The organism is Bradyrhizobium sp. USDA 4011 (genome assembly GCF_054063415.1).
The window spans coordinates 6953901-6978297 of the sequence record NZ_JBSSGG010000001.1; the positions used below are offsets into that span (position 1 = coordinate 6953901).

At 65.5% G+C, this 24397-nt stretch carries 12 protein-coding genes and 1 pseudogene; 8 read left to right on the forward strand and 5 right to left on the reverse strand.

Annotated features, from left to right (window positions below; all coding sequences use genetic code 11):
• Positions 1-115: 115 nt before the first annotated feature.
• Positions 116-11446 carry a filamentous haemagglutinin family protein gene (locus ACVW1C_RS32740; RefSeq protein ID WP_456761792.1) on the forward strand — a complete coding sequence of 3777 codons (11331 nt, stop codon included), beginning with the start codon at positions 116-118 and terminating at the stop codon, positions 11444-11446.
• A gap of 269 nt (positions 11447-11715) precedes the next feature.
• Here ACVW1C_RS32740 and ACVW1C_RS32745 read toward each other — a convergent pair whose 3' ends face one another.
• Together ACVW1C_RS32745 and ACVW1C_RS32750 are read right to left on the reverse strand one after the other, a co-directional pair.
• Positions 11716-11892 carry a hypothetical protein gene (locus ACVW1C_RS32745; RefSeq protein WP_456761793.1) on the reverse strand — a complete coding sequence of 59 codons (177 nt, stop codon included), beginning with the start codon at positions 11890-11892 and terminating at the stop codon, positions 11716-11718.
• A gap of 426 nt (positions 11893-12318) precedes the next feature.
• Positions 12319-12489 carry a hypothetical protein gene (locus ACVW1C_RS32750; RefSeq protein WP_456761794.1) on the reverse strand — a complete coding sequence of 57 codons (171 nt, stop codon included), beginning with the start codon at positions 12487-12489 and terminating at the stop codon, positions 12319-12321.
• 225 nt (positions 12490-12714) lie between these two features.
• On the opposite strand from ACVW1C_RS32750, the pseudogene ACVW1C_RS32755 reads away from it, so the two are divergent.
• The 5 genes and pseudogenes from ACVW1C_RS32755 to ACVW1C_RS32775 form a co-directional block, all read left to right on the forward strand.
• Positions 12715-12978 (forward strand): annotated as a pseudogene (locus ACVW1C_RS32755) (helix-turn-helix domain-containing protein); the annotation flags it as partial.
• Between the two features lie 257 nt (positions 12979-13235).
• A complete protein-coding gene (locus ACVW1C_RS32760) occupies positions 13236-14486 on the forward strand; it encodes an acetyl-CoA C-acetyltransferase (RefSeq protein ID WP_456761795.1) in 1251 nt (416 codons plus the stop codon).
• A gap of 19 nt (positions 14487-14505) precedes the next feature.
• Positions 14506-15288 carry an SDR family NAD(P)-dependent oxidoreductase gene (locus tag ACVW1C_RS32765; protein WP_456761796.1) on the forward strand — a complete coding sequence of 261 codons (783 nt, stop codon included), beginning with the start codon at positions 14506-14508 and terminating at the stop codon, positions 15286-15288.
• An 81-nt stretch (positions 15289-15369) separates the two neighbouring features.
• The gene (locus tag ACVW1C_RS32770) at positions 15370-16137 is read left to right on the forward strand and encodes a crotonase/enoyl-CoA hydratase family protein (protein ID WP_212310333.1); all 768 of its coding nucleotides are present in this window, start codon (positions 15370-15372) and stop codon (positions 16135-16137) included.
• A gap of 129 nt (positions 16138-16266) precedes the next feature.
• The gene (locus tag ACVW1C_RS32775; protein WP_456761797.1) at positions 16267-17427 is read left to right on the forward strand and encodes an acyl-CoA dehydrogenase family protein; all 1161 of its coding nucleotides are present in this window, start codon (positions 16267-16269) and stop codon (positions 17425-17427) included.
• 38 nt (positions 17428-17465) lie between these two features.
• Here ACVW1C_RS32775 and ACVW1C_RS32780 read toward each other — a convergent pair whose 3' ends face one another.
• Positions 17466-18143: a GntR family transcriptional regulator gene (locus ACVW1C_RS32780; RefSeq protein WP_456761798.1), complete on the reverse strand. Its 678-nt coding sequence runs from the start codon at positions 18141-18143 to the stop codon at positions 17466-17468.
• 134 nt (positions 18144-18277) lie between these two features.
• Here ACVW1C_RS32780 and ACVW1C_RS32785 point away from each other — a divergent pair, with 134 nt between their 5' ends.
• Positions 18278-21679 (forward strand): molybdopterin-dependent oxidoreductase, encoded by a 3402-nt coding sequence (locus ACVW1C_RS32785; RefSeq protein ID WP_456761799.1) that lies wholly within the window; start codon positions 18278-18280, stop codon positions 21677-21679.
• A gap of 111 nt (positions 21680-21790) precedes the next feature.
• The gene (locus tag ACVW1C_RS32790; protein ID WP_456761800.1) at positions 21791-23185 is read left to right on the forward strand and encodes a short-chain fatty acid transporter; all 1395 of its coding nucleotides are present in this window, start codon (positions 21791-21793) and stop codon (positions 23183-23185) included.
• A 128-nt stretch (positions 23186-23313) separates the two neighbouring features.
• Here ACVW1C_RS32790 and ACVW1C_RS32795 read toward each other — a convergent pair whose 3' ends face one another.
• Together ACVW1C_RS32795 and ACVW1C_RS32800 are read right to left on the reverse strand one after the other, a co-directional pair.
• Entirely contained in the window at positions 23314-23541 is a 228-nt protein-coding gene (locus tag ACVW1C_RS32795; RefSeq protein WP_456761801.1) for a hypothetical protein, read from the reverse strand.
• A gap of 324 nt (positions 23542-23865) precedes the next feature.
• Positions 23866-24354, reverse strand: a complete 489-nt coding sequence (locus tag ACVW1C_RS32800; RefSeq protein WP_456761802.1) for a hypothetical protein — start codon at positions 24352-24354, stop codon at positions 23866-23868.
• Positions 24355-24397 lie beyond the last annotated feature (43 nt).

Here is a 24397-nt window from a genome sequence, read left to right on the forward strand (position 1 = left end):
ATCTTCCGGCCGCTCTGCGGTGACACGAAACTTTCACAAAAGTCCCTTGCGGTTTTCGGCGTGGCTTCCCGTCACGCTGGTGTGACCTCTGCGGTGTTCGCTGGAAGGACGTGTCATGCCGGTTCGAGCTCAAGCCACCCATCATCCCCGTGCACGCGGTGAATTGGCCGCCGTTGCGCCGTTGCGGGCGTCGCGCCGGGTGTCCCGCGGCGGGTTGATGGCCGGCACCAGCCTGGTGACGTTGTTGCTCGCTGCGTATCCTGCGAGTGCGAGGTCGCCGAGCGGCGCCTGGACGGTCGCGGCGCCGCGTTACGCGGCCGATGCGGCGAGCGCTGCGGCCCAGCAGGCGGCAGACGCGGCTGCCCAAAGCTCTGGTTCATTGGCGCGGGCGGCGCAGGCAATCCAGGCCATGCAGGCGGCACAGGCGGCCGCGCGCAGTGCCGCACGGGCCTCGGGCACGTCGCGGACGCTGCCCCAGCTGGTGGTGCCCGATGGTCTGGCGCCGGGTGGGCTCCAGGTCGCGCCGGGCGCTGGGCCCGGATCGGGCCTCTGGTCGGGCGCCAATCTTCCGAGCCAGGCGAGCGTCAACGGACGCACCAGCGTCGGCATCACCCAGACCGCGCCGCAGGCAATCCTCAACTGGCAGAGCTTCAATGTCGGCGCCCGGACCGACGTCGTCTTCAACCAGCAGGGCAACAGCAACTGGGTCGCGCTCAATCGCGTGACCGGCAATGTCGGGCCGAGCCAGATCCTCGGCAACATCAAGGCTGACGGCAAGGTGCTTCTGATCAACCAGAGCGGCATCATTTTCGGCGGCGCGAGTCAGATCAATGTCGGCTCGCTGGTGGCGTCGACGCTCAATATCACCGATCAGCAATTCAAGACCGCCCTGCTCAATCGCTCGCCGTTCGACAATGCAGGCGACCTGCAGGCCCCGATCTTCGCCAGCAGCAGCGGCCCGACCGGCAACATCATCGTCGAGGCTGGTGCTGTGATCGTCACGGCGGCGCCCCAATCCGTCACCACGGGAGGCGGGAACGTATTCCTGTTCGGCGCCAATGTGCAGAACGGCGGCAGTATCGTCACGCCAGGCGGCCAGGCCGCGCTCGCCGCCGGCACGTCGGTTTATGTCACGACAAGCGGCAGCACGAGCCAGCAGGGCCTGCTGTTGAATGTGCTCAATGGCGGCACGGTCAGCAACACCGGCCTCATCGCGGCGCCGACCGGAAACGTCACGCTGGCCGGCATGAATTTGCAGCAATCCGGCGTGCTGGTGGCGACCACCTCGGTCAACCAGGCCGGTTCGATCCTGTTGTCCGCGCAGCAGGGACTGCAGGGGATGTTCGGCTATGACAGCACCTCGCACTACGCGGTGTCGACGCAGACCGGTGCGATGCAGCTCGCGCGTGGCAGCCTCACCGCGGTACTTCCCGAGGAGGACGGTCTGACCGCGATGGACACCCAGCCGCAGGCCCAGTCGCGGATTACGGTCGAGGGCGGCTTCGTCAACATGCAGCCGGGAGCTGCGATCATCGCGCCGTCCGGACGGGTTGCGCTTGAAGCATCGAGCTACGGAGACCAGCTCTATCTGCAGGACAATCCCACCGCCAAGATCAACACGAACTACAACCGCGACGGGGCGCGGGTTCTTGTCGACGCAGGTTCCCTGATCGACGTTTCGGGGTTGCAGGGCGTGCCGGTCGCGGCGTCGAGCGATGTGGTGCAGGTGAACGTGCGCGCCAACGAGTTGCGCGACTCGCCATTGCAGCGCGGCGGCATCTTGTCCAGCAAGAACGTGTGGGTGAACGTACACGATCTCGACCCTGTGGCATCGGATCGGGTCTACACCGCAGGCGGGCTGCTCGAGGTGTCGGGATGGCTCGGGCAGGTCGCGCGTCCGATCGACCAGCGCCTGACCACGGGCGGTTCGGTGATCGCCTACTCCACGGGCGATGCCATCCTGCGGCCTGGTGCGCTGATCGATATTGCCGGCGGCTCGCTCGCGCATCAGGCCGGCTATGTGCCGGTCACCTGGCTGGTCGGCTCGGACGGCAGGATCTACCGCGCAAATCAGGCCCCTGCCGACCTGACCTACATCTCGATCGGGGTCGGCTTCACGGTCAATCACGCTCACTGGGGCGTCACCGAATTCTACGCCAATCCAATGGTCCCCAATCAGGTGTACCAGCCCGCCTATCTCGAAGGACGCGCCGCCGGCGCTCTGACCGTGATGGCAAGCGCAGCAGAGGTCGATGCCTCGGTTGTTGCGGCGACAATCAATGGGCCCTATCAGCGGTCCGCCAACTCGCTTCCGGCGGGCGCCGCGCTCACCATCGCGGCGGCCGATGCGAGCATCATCGCGCCGTCAGTTGCGCCGCCGGATCTCGCGAGTGCGACGTCGCCGCTGCCGCCGTCCTGGCAACAGACCGTCTATCTGTCGGCCGATCTGCTCAACCAGGCGAACTACGGCAGCATCACCATCAATGCGCGCGGCGGCGTGACCGATCCGGTCAGCGGCACGGTATCTCCCGCCATCAGCATCGTGGGCGGCGCCAAGCTTCAGGTTGCCCCCGGCGGCTCGATCACCTTGAACTCGAACGTCGCCTTTGCTGGCGGGGGAATTTCGATCGATGGTCAACTGGTAGCGCGTGCCGGCTCGGTAACCGTCAATGCGGCGCTGCAGGGAACGACTGTCTTCACCGGCGACATCGAACTGCGTCCGGGCAGTGTGATCGATACACGTGGCCTCTGGGTCAACGATCGCACCGGCGGCAGCGATACCCCGCCTGCGCTCTACGACGGCGGCAACGTCAAGCTGATCGCCTACGGCAGCGTTCGGATCGATGACGGAGCGGTGATCGATGCGTCGAGCGGCGGCTGGATGCAGAGCACGGGCCGGATCAAGACCAGCAACGGCCTGCCGGTCGGGACGGGTGGCAACATCACGCTGATCGCCGACGGTTTCGGTGCGACGCTGCACAATTCGACGACGGTCGCCCAGACTTACCCGGGCCGGGTCTATCTCGACGGTGTGCTGCGGTCCTATGGCTTCACCCGTGGCGGCATGCTCGGTATCGCCACCCCCGTGATCCAGATCGGCGGAGACGGCATCCTTCCGCTCCGCACGATCGGCAGCATCAACGCCGACGGGACCAGCAATCTCACGCCGGTCGATCCCGCCAGCGTGATGCGGCTGTCGACCGGCTTCTTTGCCAGCGGCGGCTTCAGCCAGTACGCCCTCTACAGCTACCAGAACCTGACGGTCGCGGGCGGCACCGATCTCGAGCTGCATGGGGTCAATCTGGTTCCGAATCCGCAGGCTATTTCGGCACCGACCGGCAGCGATGTCGCAGGCGTTGCGACGGTGCGGATGCTGCCCTCGTATCTGCGGCCGGGGCCGGTCAACCTCGTCCTCAGCGCGATCGACGCCTTCAACGGCAATCTCGATGTTCAGCGGGGCGCCGTGATCAATGCCGATCCTCAGGCGACGATATCTCTTCACGCACGCCATCAATTGACGGTCGACGGCACGATCAGCGCGCCCGCGGGAACCATCAATCTCGATTTGACCGGCACGACCGGAACCTGGGTCGCGGTCGGCTCGCCGGTTGGCGTGCCGCCCAACAATGGGCCGTCCTATGCTGCCACGCAGACGCTCTGGATCGGAGCGGATGCCCGGTTGCTGGCGCCCGGCCTCGTCACATCGACGCTGGATGTATCCGGGCGCCCAGTCAACACCGTGCTCGATGGCGGTCAGGTCAACATCAATCAGGAAGCCCAGCCCTCGCTCTACTACCCCTATTCGGCCACCCAGCCTTATGGAGAGCAACCGCTCGGTGTCGTCGTGGCGCAAGCCGGAGCGATCATTGATGTGTCGGGGACATCGGGAACGATACTCCAGGTCGCGGGTCGATCCGGTCTGATCCAGACACAAGTTGCGACTCCGGGCGGTAGCATCGCGATCCGGGCATCGCTCGGTCTGCTGTTCGACGCCAGCATGAAGGCGCAGGCCGGTGGAGCCGGCGCTGTGGGCGGCAGCCTGACGATCGATCAGGTGATCGGGACCAATGTCGCTGATAACACCGGGGTCTCGCAGTTCGTGCAGCCGGTCTTCCAGACGATCGTGAGCCAGGCAGCGCCGCTGATGGCGACTGGTCTGTCGCAGGGGCAGGCGGTCCCAGGCAGCTTGCTCGGAGATATCTTCATCGGCGCCGACCAGATCTCCAGCGGCGGCTTCGCGTCGGTGTCGCTCGGCGCGGTCGATGCCCTGGTGTTCAACGGCAACGTCAACCTTGCCGCGGCGCGCAGCCTGACCATCAACGCCAGCAACATCAGTGCGACGCCGGGCGCGAGCGTTCGGCTCAGCGCGCCCTATGTCGACATCGGCGGCGGTCAGCGCAACGTCAACGAATATTCCAGCAGCAGCTACGTCCCTCTCGGCAGCTACAGCGCGGTGCCCATGGCCGGTACGGCGCGTCTTGCGGTCGATGCCGACCTGATCGACATCGAGGGCACGCTGCGCAGCGGTGCGAGTTACAGCTACGTCACCAGCTTCATCGATTTCAGCACTCCGGTTCGGCAGGCGGTGTCGCTGCCTGGCTTCGCCAGCATGTCGTTCAACAGCCTGGGCGACATCCGCCTGGTGCCGGTCTCGAGGACGGCACCCTCTTACGCCCTCAAGCCGACCACGTTGACGACGGCCGGCGACGTGACGTTCACGGGGACGGAAATCTACCCGATCAGCAGCGGACCGGTCAGCAATGCATACGCAAGCATTACGAGCAGTCTGTTCCTGATCCAGGCGACGGGGCCCAACAGCGTGGTCAGCTTTGCCAGCAACGGCCAGGCGCCCTACGTGCCGCTGTCAGCGGGCGGAGCCGTCCAGATCATCGCCCCGACCATCAATCAGGGTGGCGTCCTGCTGGCGCCGCTCGGGCAGATCACCTTCGGAGACCCGAACAATCCCGCCGGCACGCGCGCGATCAACCTGCTCCCGGGAAGCATCACGTCGGTGTCGGCGGGCGGCACGCTGATCCCGTATGGCGCGCCGCTCGGCAACACCGACTGGATCTACGGCTACGACAATAGCGGCACGCCGAATACGATCAGCGCGCCGTCGGCCAAGACAATCTCGTTCTACGGCCGGGCGTTGACGGTTTCGGGTGCGTCCGGTGGGGCCCCCACTGCGCGCATCGACGAGTCCGGCGGCGGCGACCTCTATGGCGCGCAGTTCGTCAGCGGCGCCGGCGGGTCGGTCGATACGCTCGACGGCACCCAGACATTCGCGGTCCTGCCGAGCCTCGGCAACCGCTATGCGCCGCGCGACCCGCAGATGCAGCTCAGCGATCCAACGCAGACGACGTCAGCGCCAGTTGCGCTGCAGGTCGGTCAGCAAGTCTATTTGAGCGGAATTCCGGGGCTGCCGGCGGGCACCTATACCTTGCTGCCGGGCCACTACGCGTTGTTGCCCGGCGCTTACAAGGTCACCGTGGCCGAGAATCAGACCTCCGCCACGGCGCTCCGGAACTTTGCACTGCGTGACGGCTCCTACCGTGTGATCGGCTTTGGCGAGGTCGCCAATACAGGCATCCGCGATTCGCTGCCCTCGGCCTACATCGTCACACCGGGAGCGGTCGTCCGCCGGCAGTCGCAATATGCCGAAGCCACGGCGAGCCAGTTCTATACGTCCAAAGCAGCCGCAAGCGGCATCGCGGCACCCTATCTGCCGCTCGATGCGGGGCAACTTGTCATCAGTGCAACCAACAGTCTGTCGTTGCCGGTCACCGGCGGGTTCGGCGACTTCTCGGCTCCGGCCGGCGGCCGGGGCGGGCAGGCCGATATCGTGGCTTCGAATCTCGAGATCCTCGCGCCGGGGGGCACCGCAGCGCCGGGCATGACCGGGCTGCAGGCCAGTGCGCTCGACAGCATTGGCGCGCAGAGCATTCTGATCGGCGGTACACGCAACCTGAACGGTAACGTGCTGACCATCACGCCGGCGGCGCAGCAGCTCCAGATCGATAGTGGGGCGGTGCTGACCGCACCCGAAATCATGCTGACGGCGAGCAAGGCGATAACGATCGGCGCCGGTGCGCAGATCGACACGACCTCGTTCGGCGCGATCTCCACCCTGTTCCCGAACGATCCGAACACCGGCAAGACCCTGGGATCGATCGCGCTCGCGCGTGTCGGCGGAGGTGGGGCGGGCGCATTCGTGCTGGCGTCCAACGCACCGGTGCTGCCGGTCACGTTGCCGATGGGGAGCGGCGGCGCGAGCAAGCTGAGTATCGGCGCGGGCGCGCAAATCTTCGGCGGCAGCGTGCTGGCGCTGAGCGCCTCGAACACGATCAGCATGGATCCTTCCGCCCGCCTTGCGGCGCCGACCGTGATGGTCAGCGTGCCGGTGATCAATTTCGGCGCGGGAGGTGCTTCGGGCTTCAATCTGAGTGCCAGCCTGCTCGCGCAGTTGTCCGAAGGTGATCCGCTGCGTCATCTGCCGGCGACCGGCAACCTGATGCTGTCGGCGTCCACCGCGATCAACGTCTATGGCTCGGTCGATCTCGGTGATCTGGATCCGGCGACCGGTCAGCCCCTGCTCGCCGGGCTGACGTTGAGCGCGCCCGTGGTCAATGGATTTGGTGCCGCCGCCGACCGCGTCAGGCTCCGCGCCGACACGATCACGCTGAACGGCGGCGCAACGGGCGCAGCTGCGACGGGATTTGGGCAAGGCGCCTTCGAGATCGATGCGACGCAGCTGACGCTGGGCGGCGGCGGCAATCTTGCCTTCGGTGGCTTCAACACCGTGACGCTGGCGGCGTCCGAGCAGGTGATCGGCGGCGTCGCCTATGCGGGCCCGATCGCTGCGGGCACGATGCAAAAAATCGGCACGGTGTCCTACGCCCCCGGTCAGGTGATGCCGGGCACCTTCAGCGTCAGCGGTGGTCTGACGATCGCGGCGCCCCTGGTGACGGCGCAGGCCGGCGCGCTGACGCAGCTCGTCGCCAATGCCGGCACGGTCAGCTTCGCCGCGCGGCCCGGTGGCGCCGTCCAGTCGGCCGTCAATTCCGACGGCGCGACGCTCTCGGTCTCGGCGCAGAGCATCGTCCAGGGCACCATCATCGACCTGCCATCCGGCGCGATCACCTTCACCGCGCAGAACGGCATCACACTGCAGGCCGGGTCGGTCACCAATGTCGGCGGCGCGGTGACGCCGTTCTTCGACGTGGTGCGGATTGCGCCGGCCGGCGACGTCACGCTGCAGACCGTGAACGGCGATGTCGCTGTTGCGTCCGGGGCGGTGGTCGATCTGCGCGGCGGCCGGCTCGGCTCGGTGACGCTGCCGGCGCTCAATGTCATCGACTCCGACCAGGGCAGCAACGCGGGGACGCTCACCATCGTCGCGCCGAACGGGACCGCCCATCTCGACGGGCAGTTGCTGGCGAGCGCCGATCCGCGCTACGCCGGCGGCAAGGCGGTCCTCACGCTCAAGTCGGGTGACGCTGGTGCACTGCTCGGCGGCATCGCGGGGTTCTCGGGCGAGCAGGCGCTGACGCTGGCGAACGGCGACATCAATGTCGGCAACATCACCGCGCGCAACGTCGAGTTGACCGCGAGCAGCGGCAGCATCACCGTTGCCGGCCTGATCGATGCGAGCGGCGGCAGCGATGCGACCATTCGCCTGATCGCCGGCAACAATCTGGAGCTCGGCGCGCATGCGACGCTCAATGCCGGCACCACCTCGGCCAGGGGCGGTACGGTGTTTCTCGGCCTTGCCGGCAACAGCTCGGGCATGTTGACGTTCGATGTCGACGCCGGCTCCGGCAGCGCGCCGACGATCAGCGTCGTCGGCGCCGACCCGAACATCGCGCTCAATGGCGGACAGGTCTGGCTGCGCGTGCCGCGGACAATCAACGGCGACGGCAGCACCGGCGTACGCGTCAGCAACAACGGGGTCCAGGTCGCCGGCGCGCGCGAGATCGTTGTCGAGGCGGTCAAGACCTATGACGTCACCGGCACGCCCTATGTCGACGCCAGCCTGGCGACGGCCGACGCCGACGCGCAGGCGTATATCGCCGCGGCCACGATCAGGACGGGCATCGGCACGCTGACGGGTACCTCCGTCACCGCCTTCCACCTGATGCCTGGCATCGAGCTACGCAGCAGCGGTGACCTCCAGCTGTTGCAAAATCCGTCCAGCGCCAATTCCGGAATCGATCTGCACACCTATCGCTACAATGGCGAGCCGATGGTGCTGACGTTGCGTGCGGCCGGAAACCTGCTGATCAACGGCAGCATCAGCGACGGCTTTGCCGCGCCGGTCGGTTCGCCGGACGGCAGCATCTTCGCCATCGCGGCGCCGCTGACGGCGGGCTCCGGATCAGCGACGCTGCGGCTGGTCGCGGGCGCGGATCTCGCCGGTGCCGATCCGCTGGCGGTCGTGCCGGCCGTGCTGCGTCCCGCGGCCACGGTGGCCAATCCCGAGCCAGGCTCGATCGTGTTCGCGGCGCCGTACCTGATTGACGCCAACGTCAATGACAGCGGCACCGTCGTCCAGATTCCGAGCGTGGTCCGCACCGGCGCGCGCGACCTCGAGCTCGCTGCGGCGGGAAATATCGACATTCAGACCGCGTTCGGCATCTATACCGCAGGGGAGCCCGTGACGCCGAATTTCACGCCGGCACAGCGCGTTCCGATCCTGTCTGCCAACACGTACGACTACAGCAGCTATCTTGGCTATACGTACGACGCGAACTTCAATCTGCTGTCGTACGATACGCTGTATCCCCTCACATTCAACGCCAGCTATTCGAATGGCGGCGGCAATCTCACGGTCAAGGCGCATGGCAGCCTGATCGGCGCGGATACAAGCAATAATGGTGTGAAGAGCTACGCGGCCTCTGAGCTCGACACCTATTGGCTTTGGACCGAGCCGAAGGCTGCCAGTCCGACCTGGTTCGTCAATTTCGGCACCTACTATCAACCGTATCTCGATTACGCGACCGACTCATTTCCATCGGTGGCCGCGTTCAAGGGGCTCGGCGCGCTGGGAGGAGGCAACGTCCGGGTCGCAGTCGATGGTGACCTGAAGGCTGTCGACATCAGCCTGCCGACGACCGGCGGATTGACCGGCACCGGTGCATTGTCGGTGTATGGCGGCGGCAATCTCTCGCTGACCGTCGGGGGCGGTATCAACTACGCCAATCTGCTGGTCGGGCGGGGGACGGCCGACATCCAGGCCGGCGAGGTCGGGATGGCACCGCTGAACACCAGTTCGCTGGCCATTGCGCGGGTGGATCTGTTGATCGGCGATGCCCAGTTCAATGTGGTGTCGCGCCGGGGAATCAATGCGATCGTCGGCGATCCGACGCGGATGACGCAGCAGCCCGATCCGTCGAGCAGCGGCGGCTATCGCGTCCCGGCTGGTCTGGAGGGAAATGGGCCCCCCTCATTTTACTACAACCCTGTGGCACCCTATGGCTTCTTCACCAGCATGACGGCTGGCAGCGCCCTGACCGAGTTCTCGGCCGGCGGCGACATCACGGTGCATGGTGATTTTGCGCCATCGATCTTCGAATTGACCGCGGCCGGCGGCTCGATCCGCGCCGGCAGCATTCAACAAAGCAGCTTCAACTTCCATTATCTGGCTGCACTGGCCGCGCCGACGGCGCGCCTCGATCTGCTGGCGCAGCAGGACATCATAGGTTTTGGCGTCAGCATGACCGCGGTCGATCTGGCGTCCCAGCTCACCGGTGCCTCGGCACCGGCAGGCAGTGATTACGCGAGCACACTCTCCAATCCGTCCTACGACACGTTTGGTGGCTCTTTGTCAGTGCCCTCGAACCTGGTGCAGTTCAACAATCCGCGCACCGTGCATGTCTATGCGGTCCAGGGGAGCCTGACAAACCTCGCGCTGGCGACATCGGAGCGCGCGCAGGTGCGCGCCGGCCTCGATATCGTCAAGCCGATTATCGACATCGAGAACGCCGGGCCCGGCGACGTCTCGCTGGTGCAGGCCGGGCGCGACATCGTCAGCTGCCAGCCTTGCAGCCTGGCCTACCCGGACTTCTTCAACATTCGTGTGGCGGGGCCTGGATCGCTATCGGTCCTTGCAGGTCGCGACATCGTTGCGCAGATGGGCGCGTATCACACGCAGGGGCTTGGCATCACGTCGGTCGGCAACGCGGACAATCCGTTGCTGCCCGCGACCGGTGCCTCGATCGGCATCGCGGTCGGCACCGGTGCCAACGGTCCCGACAACGCGGCCTTCATCAACCTCTATTTCGATCCGCGGAACACGGATGCGACGACGCAAGCCTATCTGGCGCAGCTCACCAGCTACATGAGCGGGATCGAGGGCATCGCCCTCAGTCGCGACCAGGCGCTCGCCGATTTCCGCAACCTCGCCCCGGCCGCACAATTGCCGTTCATCGAGCAGGTGTACTTCGCCGAGCTCAGGGCGGGCGGCGAAGCCGCAGCCAATGGGCATGGCGCAGGGGGTAAGGGTTACGATCGGGCTTACCGGGCGATCCAGACCCTGTTCCCGGGCAGCGTGATCGGTGGCACCACCACAGCCTATGCCGGCAGCCTTTCGCTGTTCCAGCTCGCACGCGCCCGCACCGAGCAGGGTGGCAACATCAACATCCTAGCGCCCGGTGGCGGCGTGTCGCTCGGCATCGAAAACCAGACGCCCGACCTGACCGGGCAGACCGACACCGCGCGCCCCGGCCTGCTGACGCTCGAAGGCGGCGACATCAACATCTTCACCGATCGGAGCGTCGTGGTGGCGCAGTCGCGCGTCTTCACCGAACTCGGCGGCGACATCCTGATGTTCTCGACCAACGGCGATCTCAACGCCGGCAAGGGCAAGCAGACCTCGATCGTGACATCGCCGCCTTTGGTCGTCTACGATCAGTATGGCGGCGCGACCAAAACGCCGAACACGCCGCAAACCGGCGCCGGCATCGCAACCCTGATTGGCGTTCCCGGCGTTCCCCCTGGTAACGTCGACCTGTTCGCGCCGCACGGCACGATCGATGCCGGCGAGGCGGGCATCCGCGTGTCGGGCAATCTCACCCTCGAAGCGCTGCAGGTGCTCAACATCGCCAATATCCAGGTGCAGGGCACGTCGGTCGGTGTGCCGGTGGTGCAGGGGCCGCCGGTGGGCGCGTTGACCGCGGCGAACAACACCGCGGGCGCGGCGCAGCAACCGACGGCGGCGGCACCGGCAGCCAATACTGGACAGCCCTCGGTCATCATTGTCGAAGTGCTCGGCTATGGCGGAGGCGATGGCACGCCGGAGCCCGCAGACAATGACCAGCGTCGCGGCGGCAGCGAGCGGCAGAGTTATGATCCGAACAGCATGTTTCGCGTGGTCGGCAGCGGTGCGCTGACGGCCGAGCAGGCGCAGCAGCTGACCGATGACGAAAGGCAGCGTCTGTCGTCGCGGTAACGACAACGGATGCGCAGGGCCGTGGCGCAGGTTCGCGATGTAGCGGACCTGCGACTCGTTGCCGACAACCGAGTTCGACGAAGCGCGGGTGCTCTTTCAGGACATCGGCAGCCAGGTGAGCTCGCTGTGGCATTGGTCCGCTAAGGTCTCCGCCGCGGCCCCGCTCGGCATTCGTACGACAATGAATTCGGCGCATCGGGCGCTCGCTCCGCAGGGTGAAGTTCTCCACCATCGACTGGATCGCGTTGCTCTCGAACATATTGCACCGCCTAGTCGGGACGATAGGTCGAGAAATCGATGCCGGTCCAACCCGGGAGCAGAGCGAGCTGCCCGGTCTGGTCGACATGTGCGGCATAGTCCGCGAGCAGGTTTTCGGCTTCTGCCCGGGTCGGCGCGACGATCACGGTCGCGCCGGCGAAGAGGCGGATGAGCGCGTAAGTTTGCAATCAATGAGTCGAGCGGCGCCAGTTCTCTGGAACGGTCGCTTCGCCCGTCGAACCGACAAAGGAAATTCATTCTCGGAGCGATCGCTCATCGGCGATGGCATTTCGAGATCTGAGTGGTACTTGCGGAGCGGGCGTCGCGTGGCGCGCGCCATACCGAACGACGAAAGCTGACGTGCAACCAAGAGGCCCCATGCCCCGTCGCTGCGTCTCGGCGCTTGCGGGTGGGCTCTCGTGCCGCGCATTTCGTTCGATTACCGTCCAGCACCGGTCTGACGGTCGTCACGACGGATCGGCAGCTACTGCCCGACAAGCCGGCCCCGGGCGGCTTGAGCGATGCGTGAGGTGCGACCCGAGCGCGGGGCGCCCTGCGGCGGGGACAGTTGACAGGGGAGAGCGCCCACTCTAATCACCTGACTAATTAATCAATTAATTAAAGCCCGAAGCCCTAGGGAAAGAATCCGCCTGATGCTGGCCGGCCGTCGCTATCCGAAGCTGCTTGCCGCGCGAGGTCGCGGTTTCACCGGGCTGGACGGCCAGGTGCCCATCGGCGCGATGCAGGCCGGCCTCGAAAAGACCGTGAATGGCCTTGTCCGGCATGCCGAATTCGTGGCCGCGCGGACATGGCACAGCCGCCGGCTCGATCCTCACGGGCGGCGACGCGGCGTGCGCCGATCGCTGCCGTCAGATCCTGCATGCAGGTCCGCTCGCGCGTACGCCGCTCGGCGTTGCGCGCTCGACAGCGATGTCGCGGACCGGCGCGTCCTGCCCGAACCAGGGTGGGTTTCATTCACCCGTATGACAATGAGGAGTGAGGCGTAAACGATGGGACGTCGATCTGAGGTACTGATGGCGCAAGACACCGCCGGCACGGACAACCGGCGCGTGATACAGGTGGTATCGCGCGCATTCGACATCGTGCGTTGCTTCGAAGGTCGAAGCATACGCCTGGGCAATCGCGAGATCGCCGATCGCTGCGGTCTTCCCCGATCGACGGTCTCCCGCCTCACCTTGACCCTCACCCAGATCGGCCAATTGATCTACCTGCCGCAAGAGCAGAAATATGCTCTCGGTCCACATGCGGCCGCGCCCGGCGTCCCGTTGTTTGCGGAGGGGTGCGACAAGCCCGTCCGCGCCGACGAGCGGGAGCGCGCACCGGCGCAACCGTCGATGCTGGTCAACTCGCGCTTCGAGTACTTCGAAGATCAGCGCAAGCCAGTTGCCGCGCCGCTTGCGGTCACGCCACACCGCTGACGCCTCGGCTAGTTCTGGGACAGAAGACCCGAAACGGTCGGGACCCCCGGCACGAGCCCACAGTCAAGAACATCCAAAGCAGAGGGAAACGCATGTCTGAAGCATACATCATTGACGCGGTCCGCACGCCGCGCGGCATCGGCAAGCCGGGCAAGGGTGCGCTGTCGCACCTGCATCCGCAACAACTGGCGGCAACGGTGCTCGGCGCGCTTAAGGAGCGCAACAAGCTCGATACGTCGACCGTCGATGACATCATCTGGTCGACCTCGACCCAGGAGGGCAAGCAGGGCGGCGATCTCGGACGCATGTCGGCGCTCGCGGCCGGCTACGACATCAACGCCAGCGGCACGACGCTGGATCGTTTCTGCGGCGGCGGCATCACGTCGGTGAACCTTGCGGCAGCTTCGGTGATGTCGGGAATGGAGGATTGCGTCATCGCCGGCGGTACCGAGATGATGAGCTATCAGCAGACCCTCGCTGCCGAGCGCTCCAAGGCGGGACAGCCGGCGCGGATGATGGGTTCGGGCAATCCGGCGCTTGACGAGATCCACCCGCAGTCGCACCAGGGCGTATGCGGCGACGCCATCGCCACGCGCGAGGGGATCAGCCGCGAAGCCTGCGATGCGCTGGCGCTGGTCAGCCAGCAGCGCGCCAAGCGGGCGATCGATGAAGGCCGCTTCGCCAAGTCGGTGATCCCGGTGCTCAACGAGGACGGCAGCGTCGCCCTCGATCGTGAGGAATTCCCGCGCCCCGAGACCACGGCCGAAGGCCTTGCTTCGCTGAAGCCGAGCTTCGAGCAGCTTGCCGATTTCGACCTCGGCAACGGTGTGACCTTCAAGAAGCAGATCCAGCGCCGTTATCCGGACCTCGAGTGGAAGGGCGTGCATCACGCCGGCAACAGCTCGGGCGTGGTGGACGGCGCCGCCGCAGTCCTCATCACCTCCAAAGAATATGCCGAGAAGCACGGCCTCAGGCCGCGCGGCCGGATCGTGGCCTATGCCAATCAGGGTGACGATCCGACGCTGATGCTCAACGCGCCGGTTCCGGCGGCCAAGAAGGTTCTCGCCAAGGCCGGCCTGACCAAGGACGACATTGACGTCTGGGAGATCAACGAGGCCTTCGCGGTCGTTGCCGAGAAGTTCATCCGCGACCTCGAGCTGGATCGCGAGAAGGTCAACATCAATGGCGGCTCCATCGCGCTCGGCCACCCGATCGGCGCGACCGGATCGATCCTGATCGGCACGGCGCTCGACGAGCTCGAGCGGAGCGGCGGACGTTATGGCTTGGTCACCATGTGCGCCGCCGGCGGCATGGCGCCCGCTATCATCATCGAACGCATCTGATCGGCGAAAGGATATTGCCATGAAACTCGATTCATCGGTCGCCGCCGTCGTCACCGGCGGCGCTTCCGGCCTCGGCGCAGCTACCTCGCGCGCACTCGCCGCGCAAGGTGTGAAAGTTGCGATCTTCGACTTCGACGAAGAAAAGGGTGAAGCCATCGCCAAGGAAATCGGCGCTGTGTTCTGCAAGGTCGACGTCACCTCCGACGAGCAGGTCGATGCGGGCTTCGCCAAGGCGCGCGCGGCGCACGGCCAGGAGCGCATCCTGGTGAACTGCGCCGGCACCGGCAATGCAGTGAAGACTGCAGGCCGGGACAAGAAGACCGGCGAACCGACGCACTTCCCAATCGACGCCTTCAACCGCATCATCCAGATCAACCTGGTCGGCACCTTCCGCTGCATCGCCAAGTCGGCGCAGGGCATGCTTTCGCTGTCCCCGCTGGAGCACGGTGAGCGCGGTGCCGTCGTCAACACGGCGTCGGTCGCGGCCGAGGACGGCCAGATGGGGCAGGCGGCTTACTCGGCGTCGAAGGCCGGCGTCGTCGGCATGACCCTGCCGATCGCGCGCGACCTGATGGCCGAGGGTATCCGCGTCAACACCATCCTGCCGGGCATCTTCAACACGCCGCTGCTGCAAGGCGCCCCGGAGAACGTCAAGGCCGCGCTCAGCGCGTCGGTGCCGTTCCCGAAGCGTCTCGGCATGCCGGAGGAGTATGCGCATCTCGCGCTGACCATGATCACCAACGGCTACTTCAACGGCGAAGACGTTCGCCTCGATGGCGCCATCCGCATGGCTCCGCGCTAGAGCATGATCCGGAAAAGTGCAAAGCGGTTTTCCGAAAAGATCATGCTCAAACAATAACCACGGCAACAGGAGACCAAAGCGATGTCCGAAGAAACTCCGGTCCTCACTGAAGTCCGCGGACCCATACTGATCATCACGTTGAACCGGCCGGAAGCCAAGAACGCTGCCAACCTCGCCCTCTCCAAGGGCGTGGCCGCAGCGATCGACCGACTCGACGCCGACGATGCCCTCAGCGTCGGCATCATCACCGGCGCCGGCGGCACGTTCTGCTCGGGCATGGACCTCAAGGGATTCCTGAAGGGCGAGCGGCCGTCGATTCCCGGCCGCGGCTTCGCCGGCCTCACCGAGGCGCCGCCGAAGAAGCCGTTGATTGCGGCCGTCGACGGCTACGCGCTCGCCGGCGGGATGGAGATCGCGCTGTCCTGCGACATGATCGTCGCCAACCGCAACGCCAAGTTCGGCATCCCCGAGGTGAAGCGCGGGCTGGCTGCTGCGGCCGGTGGGCTGATCCGCATGCCGCGCCAGATGCCGTTCCGCGTGGCGATGGAGTTCGCATTGACAGGCGAGTTCTTCGGCGCACAGCGCGCTTACGAGCTCGGCATCATCAATCGCGTGACCGATGGCCCCGCCCTCGACGCCGCGCTCGAGCTTGCAGCCGCGATCGGTGCCAATGGCCCGCTCGCCGTCAAGGCATCCAAGCAGGTGATCGTCGAATCCCGGCTCTGGCCGGAAGACCAGATGTGGAAGAAGCAGCAGGAGATCGTCGCTCCGGTCTTCGTGTCCGAAGATGCCCGCGAGGGCGCTGCTGCCTTCGCAGAAAAACGCGCGCCGAACTGGAAGGGCAAGTAAGGCGTCGCTTGTTTCAATGACGGAGCGCCGGTTTTAATTGAAGCAGACCGGCGCTCCGATTTTTTTTGTGCGTGCCGCGCCGCGCGCCGGCCGGTTTCCGCGCCGCTTGAGAGCGCTATTGGGTGAATGATGCGCAGCTTTACCGAAGACCAGGTCATCTTCCGCGACGCCTACCGCAAATTCCTCGCGAGCGAGATCTCGCCCCATATGGAGGCGTGGCGGGAGGCCGGCATCGTCGACCGCAGCGCGTTCAAGAAGGCCGGCGATCTCGGCTTCCTGATGATCTGGCCCGAGGAAAAGTATGGCGGGATGGGCGACGAGGACTTCCGCTATGAGCAGATCATCATCGAGGAGACCGCGCGCTCCGGCTGCAAGGGCTGGTTCAACACGCTGCACAGCCGCCTGGTCGGCTCCTATTTCAAGCGCTTCGGCACTGAGGAGCAGCGCGACCGCTTCCTGCCGAAATGCGTCAGCGGCGAGACGATCCTGGCCATCGCGATGACCGAGCCCGGCGCGGGCTCGGACCTCGCGGGCATGCGGACGACGGCGGAGGACAAGGGCGACCATTTCCTGCTCAACGGCTCGAAGACCTATATCTCCAACGGCATCAATTCCGACGTCGTGATCGTGGCCGCCAGGCTCGCAGGCACCGAGAAGAAGCACGCCATGGTGCTGCTGATCGTCGAGCGCGGCATGGAAGGCTTCGAGCGTGGCCGCAATCTCAAGAAGATGGGCATGCCGGCGCAGGACACCGCCGAACTGTTCTTCCAGAACGTCAAGGTGCCCAAGGCCAACGTGCTGGGAGAAGCGGGCAGGGGCTTCTACTATCTGATGGAGGGCCTTGCCGAGGAGCGGCTGATCTCCGCGGTCGGGTCAATCGCCAATGGCCGCAAGGCCTTCGACATTACACGCGCATACGTGATGGATCGCAAGCTGTTCGGCAGGCCGCTGGCCGAACAGCAAAACACCCAGTTCCGCATGGCGGAAATGGATGCCGAAATCGATCTCGTGCAGGTCTATGTCGATCACTGCGTGGCCGAACACAATGCGGGGCGCCTGACCAGCAATATGGGCGCCAAGGCCAAGATGATGTCATCGGAAGTCGAGTGGAAGATGCTTGATCTCGGCGTCCAGCTGCACGGCGGCGCAGGCTATATGGATGAGTATCCGATCAGCCGCATGTTCACCGACGCGCGCGTCAATCGGATCCTGGCGGGAAGCTCCGAAGTGATGCGGCTGATCATCGGCCGCGATGTCTTTTCGGAGCACTACAAAAGCATTCTGGACTAGCCGGTCACCGCGGCCGGCTGTCTACTTCGCTCCGCGCGTTACCCGCGCGCCTGTCGCAGCGGCTCGCGCGCGTATTCTTTCGAGCGCATCAATGCCTCGACGAAGATCGGCTCCCATGAGCGAATGTGGCTGCGAAGCAGGTTCGGCAGCGCCTCGGTCTCGCCGGCGAGCGCGAGCTCGATCAGCCGGTAGTGCTCGGGCACCGAGGCCTGCTGCCGCTCGAGGCCGGCGCGTGAGCTGATGCCGTAGAGCCGCATCTTGTCGCGCAGGCCCATCACCATGTCGGTCAAGAGCTCGTTGCCGGCGGCTGCGATGAACTCGCGATGATAGTTGCGATCGGCTTCCAGATAGAGCTGGACGTCGTCGGTCTCGACGGCCTTGGCGATCTGGTCGGCCCAGCCGCGCACGACTGGTAGATCCTTTGGAGGATTGGCGGCGACCAGCATGGCGGCGTGCAACTCCAGCACCTCGCGCATGTCGAACAAATTACGCAGCTCGGTCAGCGACGGCTCCACGACCTTGAAGCCGCGGTTGCGCATCGGCTCGACCAAGCCGCCGCGGCTGAGCTCGAGCAGCGCTTCGCGCACCGGCGTCGAGGAGACGCCAAGGCTCGCCGCGAGTGACGGCACCGAATACATCGTGCCGGGGGGGCTCTGCCCGGAAATGATCTCGGCGCGCACCCGCTGCAGCACCTTTTCGCGCAAATTCTGGTCCATGGGTGCCTCTCGCCCGGGAGCTCCGATTCGTCCCTGATTATTACTTAGCCTTGACGCGGCCGGTAGCGTATGACGTAAATGTGTAACGCATTACAAAAATGCGTCACAGTGGTTGACTTGAACATGAGACGGCGGTGAAACAGCGGCTACCCGGCTATTGCACGCTTTGTCGCTCGCGCTGCGGGGCTGTCACCGTGGTCGAGGACGGACGCGTTGTCGGCGTAGAGGTGCTTAATAACCACCCGACCGGTGGCGCGCTCTGCGCCAAGGGCCGTGCCGCCCCTGAAATCGTCGCCAGCCCGCGCCGTCTGACCGTGCCGCTCAAACGGACCCGGCCGCGCGATGGAGCCGATCCGGGCTGGATCGAGGTGTCCTGGGACGAGGCTTTGACCGAGATCGCCGACCGGCTCGGCAGGATCCGCGCCGAGAGCGGCGCCGAGGCGGTGGCGTTCGGCGTCACCACGCCGAGCGGCACGCCGATGGTCGACAGCTTTGAGTGGGTCGAGCGCTTCATCCGCGGCTTTGGCAGTCCCAACCTGATCTACGCGGTCGAGATCTGCGGCTGGCACAAGGACTATGCGCACGCGCTGACCTTCGGTCGCGGCATCGGCTTTCCCGATTACGACAATGCCGATGCGATCATGTTGTGGGGCCACAATCCCGCCCGCACCTGGCTCGCCCAGGCGACGCGGATCGCTGACGCGCGGCGGCGCGGCGCCAAGGTCGTCGTCGTCGATCCCAAGCCGAACGGATCGGGTCAGCAGGCCGATCTCTGGTTGCGCATTCGCCCCGGCGCCGATGGAGCGCTTGCGATGGGCGCGATCCGTCATCTCATCGCGACCGGCAGCTTCGATGCGGATTTCGTCGACGGGTGGACCAATGGATCGCTGCTGGTCGATCGCGCGACCGGACGCTTCCTGCGCGCCGACGCGTTGTGGGCGGATGGCACGCCTGAGGCTTTCGTGCGTCTCGATGCGTCGGGGTCGCCGGTGGCTTGCGACACCCGATACGCGCCGGAGCGCGGCGGCCGGCTTCGCGGCGCGCTGTCGATCCGTGCACGCGACGGCCGGATGATTTCGGCGGCAACCGCGTTGGAATTGCTGGCCGAGCGCGCCGCGCCCTATACGCCGGCGCGCGTGGCGGAACTGACCTGGTTGTGCGTCGAGGATATCGACGCATTCAATGCGCTGCTAGCCGCCCGGCCGCGGCTCGCCTATCACTCCTGGACCGGGGTCGGTCAGCACACCAACGCCACCGCGATCGAGCGCGCGATCGCGTCGCTCTATGCGCTGACCGGCGCATGCGATCGGCCCGGCGGCAACCGCTGGCCGGTGCCGCCGCCGACACGTCCTCTCAACGACTACAACATCCTTTCGCCGGAGCAGCAGGCCAAGGCGCTGGGCCTTGCCGAACTGCCGCTCGGCCCGCCCGCGAAGGGCTGGATCACGGCGCGCGATTTCAGCCGCGCCGTGCTCGAGGGCGAACCTTACCGCGTGCGCGCGCTGGTCGCCTTCGGCACCAACTTCGTCGTCTCGCAGGGCCATTCCGAACGCAACCGTGCGGCGCTGAAGGCGCTGGAATTCCAGGTTCATATCGACATGTTCATGAACCCGACCGCGGAGAGCGCCGACTTCGTCCTGCCGGCCAGCACGCCGTGGGAGCGCGACGCGCTCAAGATCGGGTTCGAGATCACGCAGCAAGCCGTCGAGACCGTGCAGTTTCGCCCGCGCATGGTCGAGCCGATCGGTGCAGTGAAGGCCGATTACGAGATCGCCGCCGCGCTTGCGCTCAAGCTCGGCATGGGGAGCTTGTTCTTCGGCGGAGACATCAAGGCCGGCTGGAATTATCAGCTGGCGCCGCTCGGGATTGGTATCGAGGATCTGCGCGAACATCCGGAAGGACGTCGCTTCCCGCAGGTCTTCCGCAATGAAAAATACGCCGTCACGCGCGAGGACGGAACGGCTGCGGGCTTTGCGACGCCGACACGCCGTGTCGAGATCTATTCGGAACTGATGCTGGGACACGGGCATGACCCGTTGCCCGATCATGTCGAACCGGTCGGCAGCCCGCTCACGGCAGCGGCAGACGAACGCTTTCCGCTCGTGCTCTCCACCGCCAAGAGCGGCTGGTTCATTCACTCCTCGTGGCGGCATGTCGCCTCGCTGCGGCGAAAGTCGCCCGATCCGGCCGTCGAGATCAGCCCGCGGCTCGCCGAGCGGCGCGGATTGGTAGAGGGCGACTGGGCCGTGGTGGAAACGCAAGGCGGTGCCGTGCGCCTGAAGGTGCGCCTCAATGCGGCGCTCGACGCGCGGGTCGTCGTCGCCGAGTTCGGCTGGTGGGAGGATTGTCCGCCGCTCGGCCGCGATCGCTCGGCTGCGGCAGGCGCCCTCACGCGCAACATCAACGCGGTGCTGCACGACGATGCGCGCGACCCGGTCAGCGGCTCCGTCCCGCTGCGTGCGATCGTCTGCGATATCAGGCGCGACGGCGTGGCCAGCCGCGGCGTCTGGAGCGGCCAGCGGCGGTTCGTGGTTGGCGAGCGCAGGGTCGAAGCCGATAACGTCATCGCCCTCGGCCTGCTGCCGCTTGACGGCGGTCCGCTGCCCGACTTCCTGCCGGGCCAGCATGTGATGATCTCGCTGCCGGGCACAGCGGAGACGCGGGCCTACTCGCTGACCGGATCGGGCAACCTGCCGCAAGCGCTATCGATTGCGGTGAAAGGACGTTTCCTCGGCGAAGCGCGGGGCGGCGATGCGCCGTTCTTCATGCCGGATCGTCTGCATGGTCTTGCCGTTGGAGACCAGGTTCTGCTAGAGCCGCCGGGCGGCATCTTCACGCCGCCATTGAAGGGACCGCGGCCGCTGGTCTTCCTCGCTGCCGGCATCGGCATCACGCCGTTCATCAGCCATATCGAGACGCTGCAACACACAGCGCCACAAGATCGCGTCGCCGACGTCCTGCTGCTCCACGGCTGCCGCAGCAGCCGCGAGCATCCGTTCGCGCAACGGCTGGCGGAACTGGAAGCCAGCACGCCGGGGCTGACGCGGGTGACGTTCTATTCCGCACCGCTCGCGCGGGATCCGGTCGCTTCGCAGTCGTTGCGCAAGGGGCGGCTCGATCTCGAACAGGTCAAGCCGCTGTTGGCGCGCCGGCCGCTGGTCTACATCTGCGGCTCGCCGGATTTCGTCGCGGCGCAGATCGAGGCTGCAGTGGCGCTCGGTATCCCGCGGTTCGATATCTTCGCCGAAAGCTTCGTCTCGCCGCCGTCGGTGCCAAGCGACCTTGCGCCGCGAACCATCCGGCTTGCGGGCAGCAAGCAGAGCTTTTCCTGGGGACCGGAGCAGGGGACGCTGCTCGACGCCGCAAGTGCCGCGGGCGTCGCGCTGCCGAGCGGCTGCCGTGTCGGCCAGTGCGAAAGCTGCGCGGTCGAGGTGGTCGATGGGGAATTCACCCATCTCGGCCCGGTCGACGGGAGCGGGGGGCAGTGCTTCGCCTGCCAGGCCGTGCCGCTCACCGACCTCACGCTCGCGCTTTGATGACCAATCACGATTGAAGGCTAACCGCATCACCGGAAGAGGATCAGATTGATGACGAATGCAACGCACGACCAAACCGTGAGCCTGCGAAAGCCTGTCGCTGATAACATCATGGCGCGTTTTTCGCAGGCCCTGGTGGCGTTCGCCGAGCGCTGGTTTCCGGATGCGTATGTCTTCGTCCTGATCGCCGTAATCGCGGTTGCTGCAGGCGCGATCCTGCATGGCGGTTCGCCGCTCGCCGTCAGCCGCGCCTTTGGCGACGGCTTCTGGAATCTGATTCCCTTCACGATGCAGATGGCCCTGGTTGCGATCGGCGGTTATGTCGTGGCGATGTCTCCGCCGGTTGCGGCCGTGCTGGCGCGGCTCGCGAGCGTGCCGAAGACCGGGCGCGGCGCGGTGATGTTCGTTGGGATGCTGAGCATCTTTCTCTCGCTGCTGAACTGGGGCTTGAGCCTGATCTTCTCCGGCCTCCTGGTGCGGGAGATCGCGCGGCGCACGGATATCCGGCTCGATTATCGCGCAGCCGGCGCGGCCGGCTATCTCGGGCTCGGTTGCGGCTTCACCCTCGGCATCACGTCGTCCGCCGCGCAGCTCCAGGCCAATGCCGGCAGCATTCCGGCATCGCTTCTGCCGATCACCGGCGTGATCGGCTTCTCGGAAACCATTCTGACCTGGCAGAACATGGTCACCGTCGCGATGGTGAGCGTCGTGTCGGCGGCGATCTGCTATTTCACGACGCCAGCACCCGAGCAGGCGAAGACGGCGGAAGATCTCGGCGTTGCGCTCGGCGACGATCGCATCGAGACCAGGAAGCCGGCTCGTCCGGGCGACTGGCTGGAATTCAGTCCGCTGCTGACGATCCTGATCGCCCTGCTTGCCGCCGGTTGGCTGTGGCAGACGTTCCAGTCGGGCAATCCGCTGATCACGCTGTCGGGGCTCAACACCTACAATTTCGTCTTCCTCATTCTCGGCATCGTGCTGCACTGGCGGCCGCGCAGCCTGATCGAGTCCTTCTCGAAAGCGATGCCGAGTGTCTCCGGCGTACTGCTGCAGTTTCCGTTCTATGCCGGCATCGCGCAGATCCTGACCAAGGTGCCGAACAGCAGCGGCACGACGTTGTCGGACACGATCGCGCACTGGTTCGTCGGCGCCTCCAGCAATTCCACCGTGTTCTCATTCCTGGTCGGGTTCTATTCGGCGCTGCTCGGCTTCTTCGTGCCGTCGGCCGGCGGCAAGTGGATCATCGAGGCGCCCTATATCATGAAGGCGGCCAACGATATTGGCGCGCATCTTGGCTGGACGGTGATGGTCTACAACATCGCCGAGACGCTGCCGAACTTCATCAACCCGTTCTGGATGCTGCCGCTGCTCGGCATCCTCGGCCTGAAGTCGAAGGATCTGATCGGGTATACGTCGGTGCAATTCTTCATCCACTTCCCGATCGTGATGCTGCTGGCCGCGATCCTGATGGCGACCTTCACCTATCACCCGCCGATCCTGCCCTGAGCGATCGCGGCCGGCCACCAGGACGCATGGTGCCCGGCCGAGGTCGGCCAATTCGGCGGACCGCAACCGTCATTACCAAAACTGTGCTGTTTTCCAGGCCGGCGCGAATGAGGCATCGCGCCGGGCGATCATCTTTGGTCGGTCATTTCATTGACCGCCGCGCGGTTCGGCCGGATATTGATGCGCGATATCCCGCGTTGTTCAAGGCCGCCGCCATGAGACATCACCACTGCAGCTTGATGTGCGACATGCGAAGCCGCATGCCGCATCGCTGCGTCTCGGCGGCGACCGGCGTCTGTTGTTGATCGCTTAAGAGAAATCCCAAGCACCCGACAATCAGACAGGAGCGCCGTCATCCGGCGATCGAGCACGCGTGTCCCCAGGCCAAAGCTCCCAAGCTTACGTCATCGAAGTATCGGATCGATCCGCGGGTATCGTTGTCAGCGACGCCCGAGGCTTCTGCTTCTTCTCCTCGGATCGCGCCTTCGATGGTCTCGACGGCGACTATTTCGGCTCCGCTCGCGCCGCGGAGCGTGCGGTCAGGGCGCTGTTGCAGCAGCGCCGCCCCGCGTCATAGATCACCAGGGCACCGCCGGCACGCCAAGGCTGATGCGGCTGCCATCAGGCAGCCGCGCGGGGTGCAATACCGTCGTGCGGAAAGTGCCGCCTGTGATCCGGGATCAGGCCGGGCAGACCATCGTCAGCAGGAGGAGCGTCGGCGGCTGATTGTCGCCATTGGCGTGTTCCCAGGTCAGCAGAATGTCATGCCGATCGGCGTTCGGCGCATTCTTGTCTTTCTCCTTCACGTCGATCTTCATCGGGATCGGCGGTTCGGAGTTGAAGCATTTGCGGACGGCGGCATCCAGCAGCGCGCATTTCGTCAGCGGCACGACGCCGGCCTCGTCCTTGGAGAGGGCTGCGGTGTTCGCTTGAGTGGCGAGGTCCAGGCGCGCCTTGCCCATCTCCTTCTGCCACAGCTTGCCGCTCCCGCCCGGCCACTGGTGCCTGGGCGACAGGATCGGCTGGTATTGGCCATATTCCAGCGTCTCGATGTCGATAAGATCCGACGCCTTAAGTATAGCGACGCTTTTGACCATGTTCTGCAAAGGATAGTAATGCGCGTTGATATGATCTTTGAATTGCTGGTTATTGTATACTCTTCCGCCCATTAGGATTTCCCTTTCATTACAACTTTAGCTTGCTCTGGCTATA

Coding starts and splice junctions, on each gene's coding strand:
- ACVW1C_RS32740 (WP_456761792.1), top strand. CDS start 116: ATGCCGGTTCGAGCTCAAGCCACCCATCATCCCCGTGCACGCGGTGAA.
- ACVW1C_RS32750 (WP_456761794.1), bottom strand. CDS start 12,489: ATGCCGGACAAGGCCATTCACGGTCTTTTCGAGGCCGGCCTGCATCGC.
- ACVW1C_RS32760 (WP_456761795.1), top strand. CDS start 13,236: ATGTCTGAAGCATACATCATTGACGCGGTCCGCACGCCGCGCGGCATC.
- ACVW1C_RS32765 (WP_456761796.1), top strand. CDS start 14,506: ATGAAACTCGATTCATCGGTCGCCGCCGTCGTCACCGGCGGCGCTTCC.
- ACVW1C_RS32770 (WP_212310333.1), top strand. CDS start 15,370: ATGTCCGAAGAAACTCCGGTCCTCACTGAAGTCCGCGGACCCATACTG.
- ACVW1C_RS32775 (WP_456761797.1), top strand. CDS start 16,267: ATGCGCAGCTTTACCGAAGACCAGGTCATCTTCCGCGACGCCTACCGC.
- ACVW1C_RS32780 (WP_456761798.1), bottom strand. CDS start 18,143: ATGGACCAGAATTTGCGCGAAAAGGTGCTGCAGCGGGTGCGCGCCGAG.
- ACVW1C_RS32790 (WP_456761800.1), top strand. CDS start 21,791: ATGGCGCGTTTTTCGCAGGCCCTGGTGGCGTTCGCCGAGCGCTGGTTT.
- ACVW1C_RS32795 (WP_456761801.1), bottom strand. CDS start 23,541: ATGACGGCGCTCCTGTCTGATTGTCGGGTGCTTGGGATTTCTCTTAAG.
- ACVW1C_RS32800 (WP_456761802.1), bottom strand. CDS start 24,354: ATGGGCGGAAGAGTATACAATAACCAGCAATTCAAAGATCATATCAAC.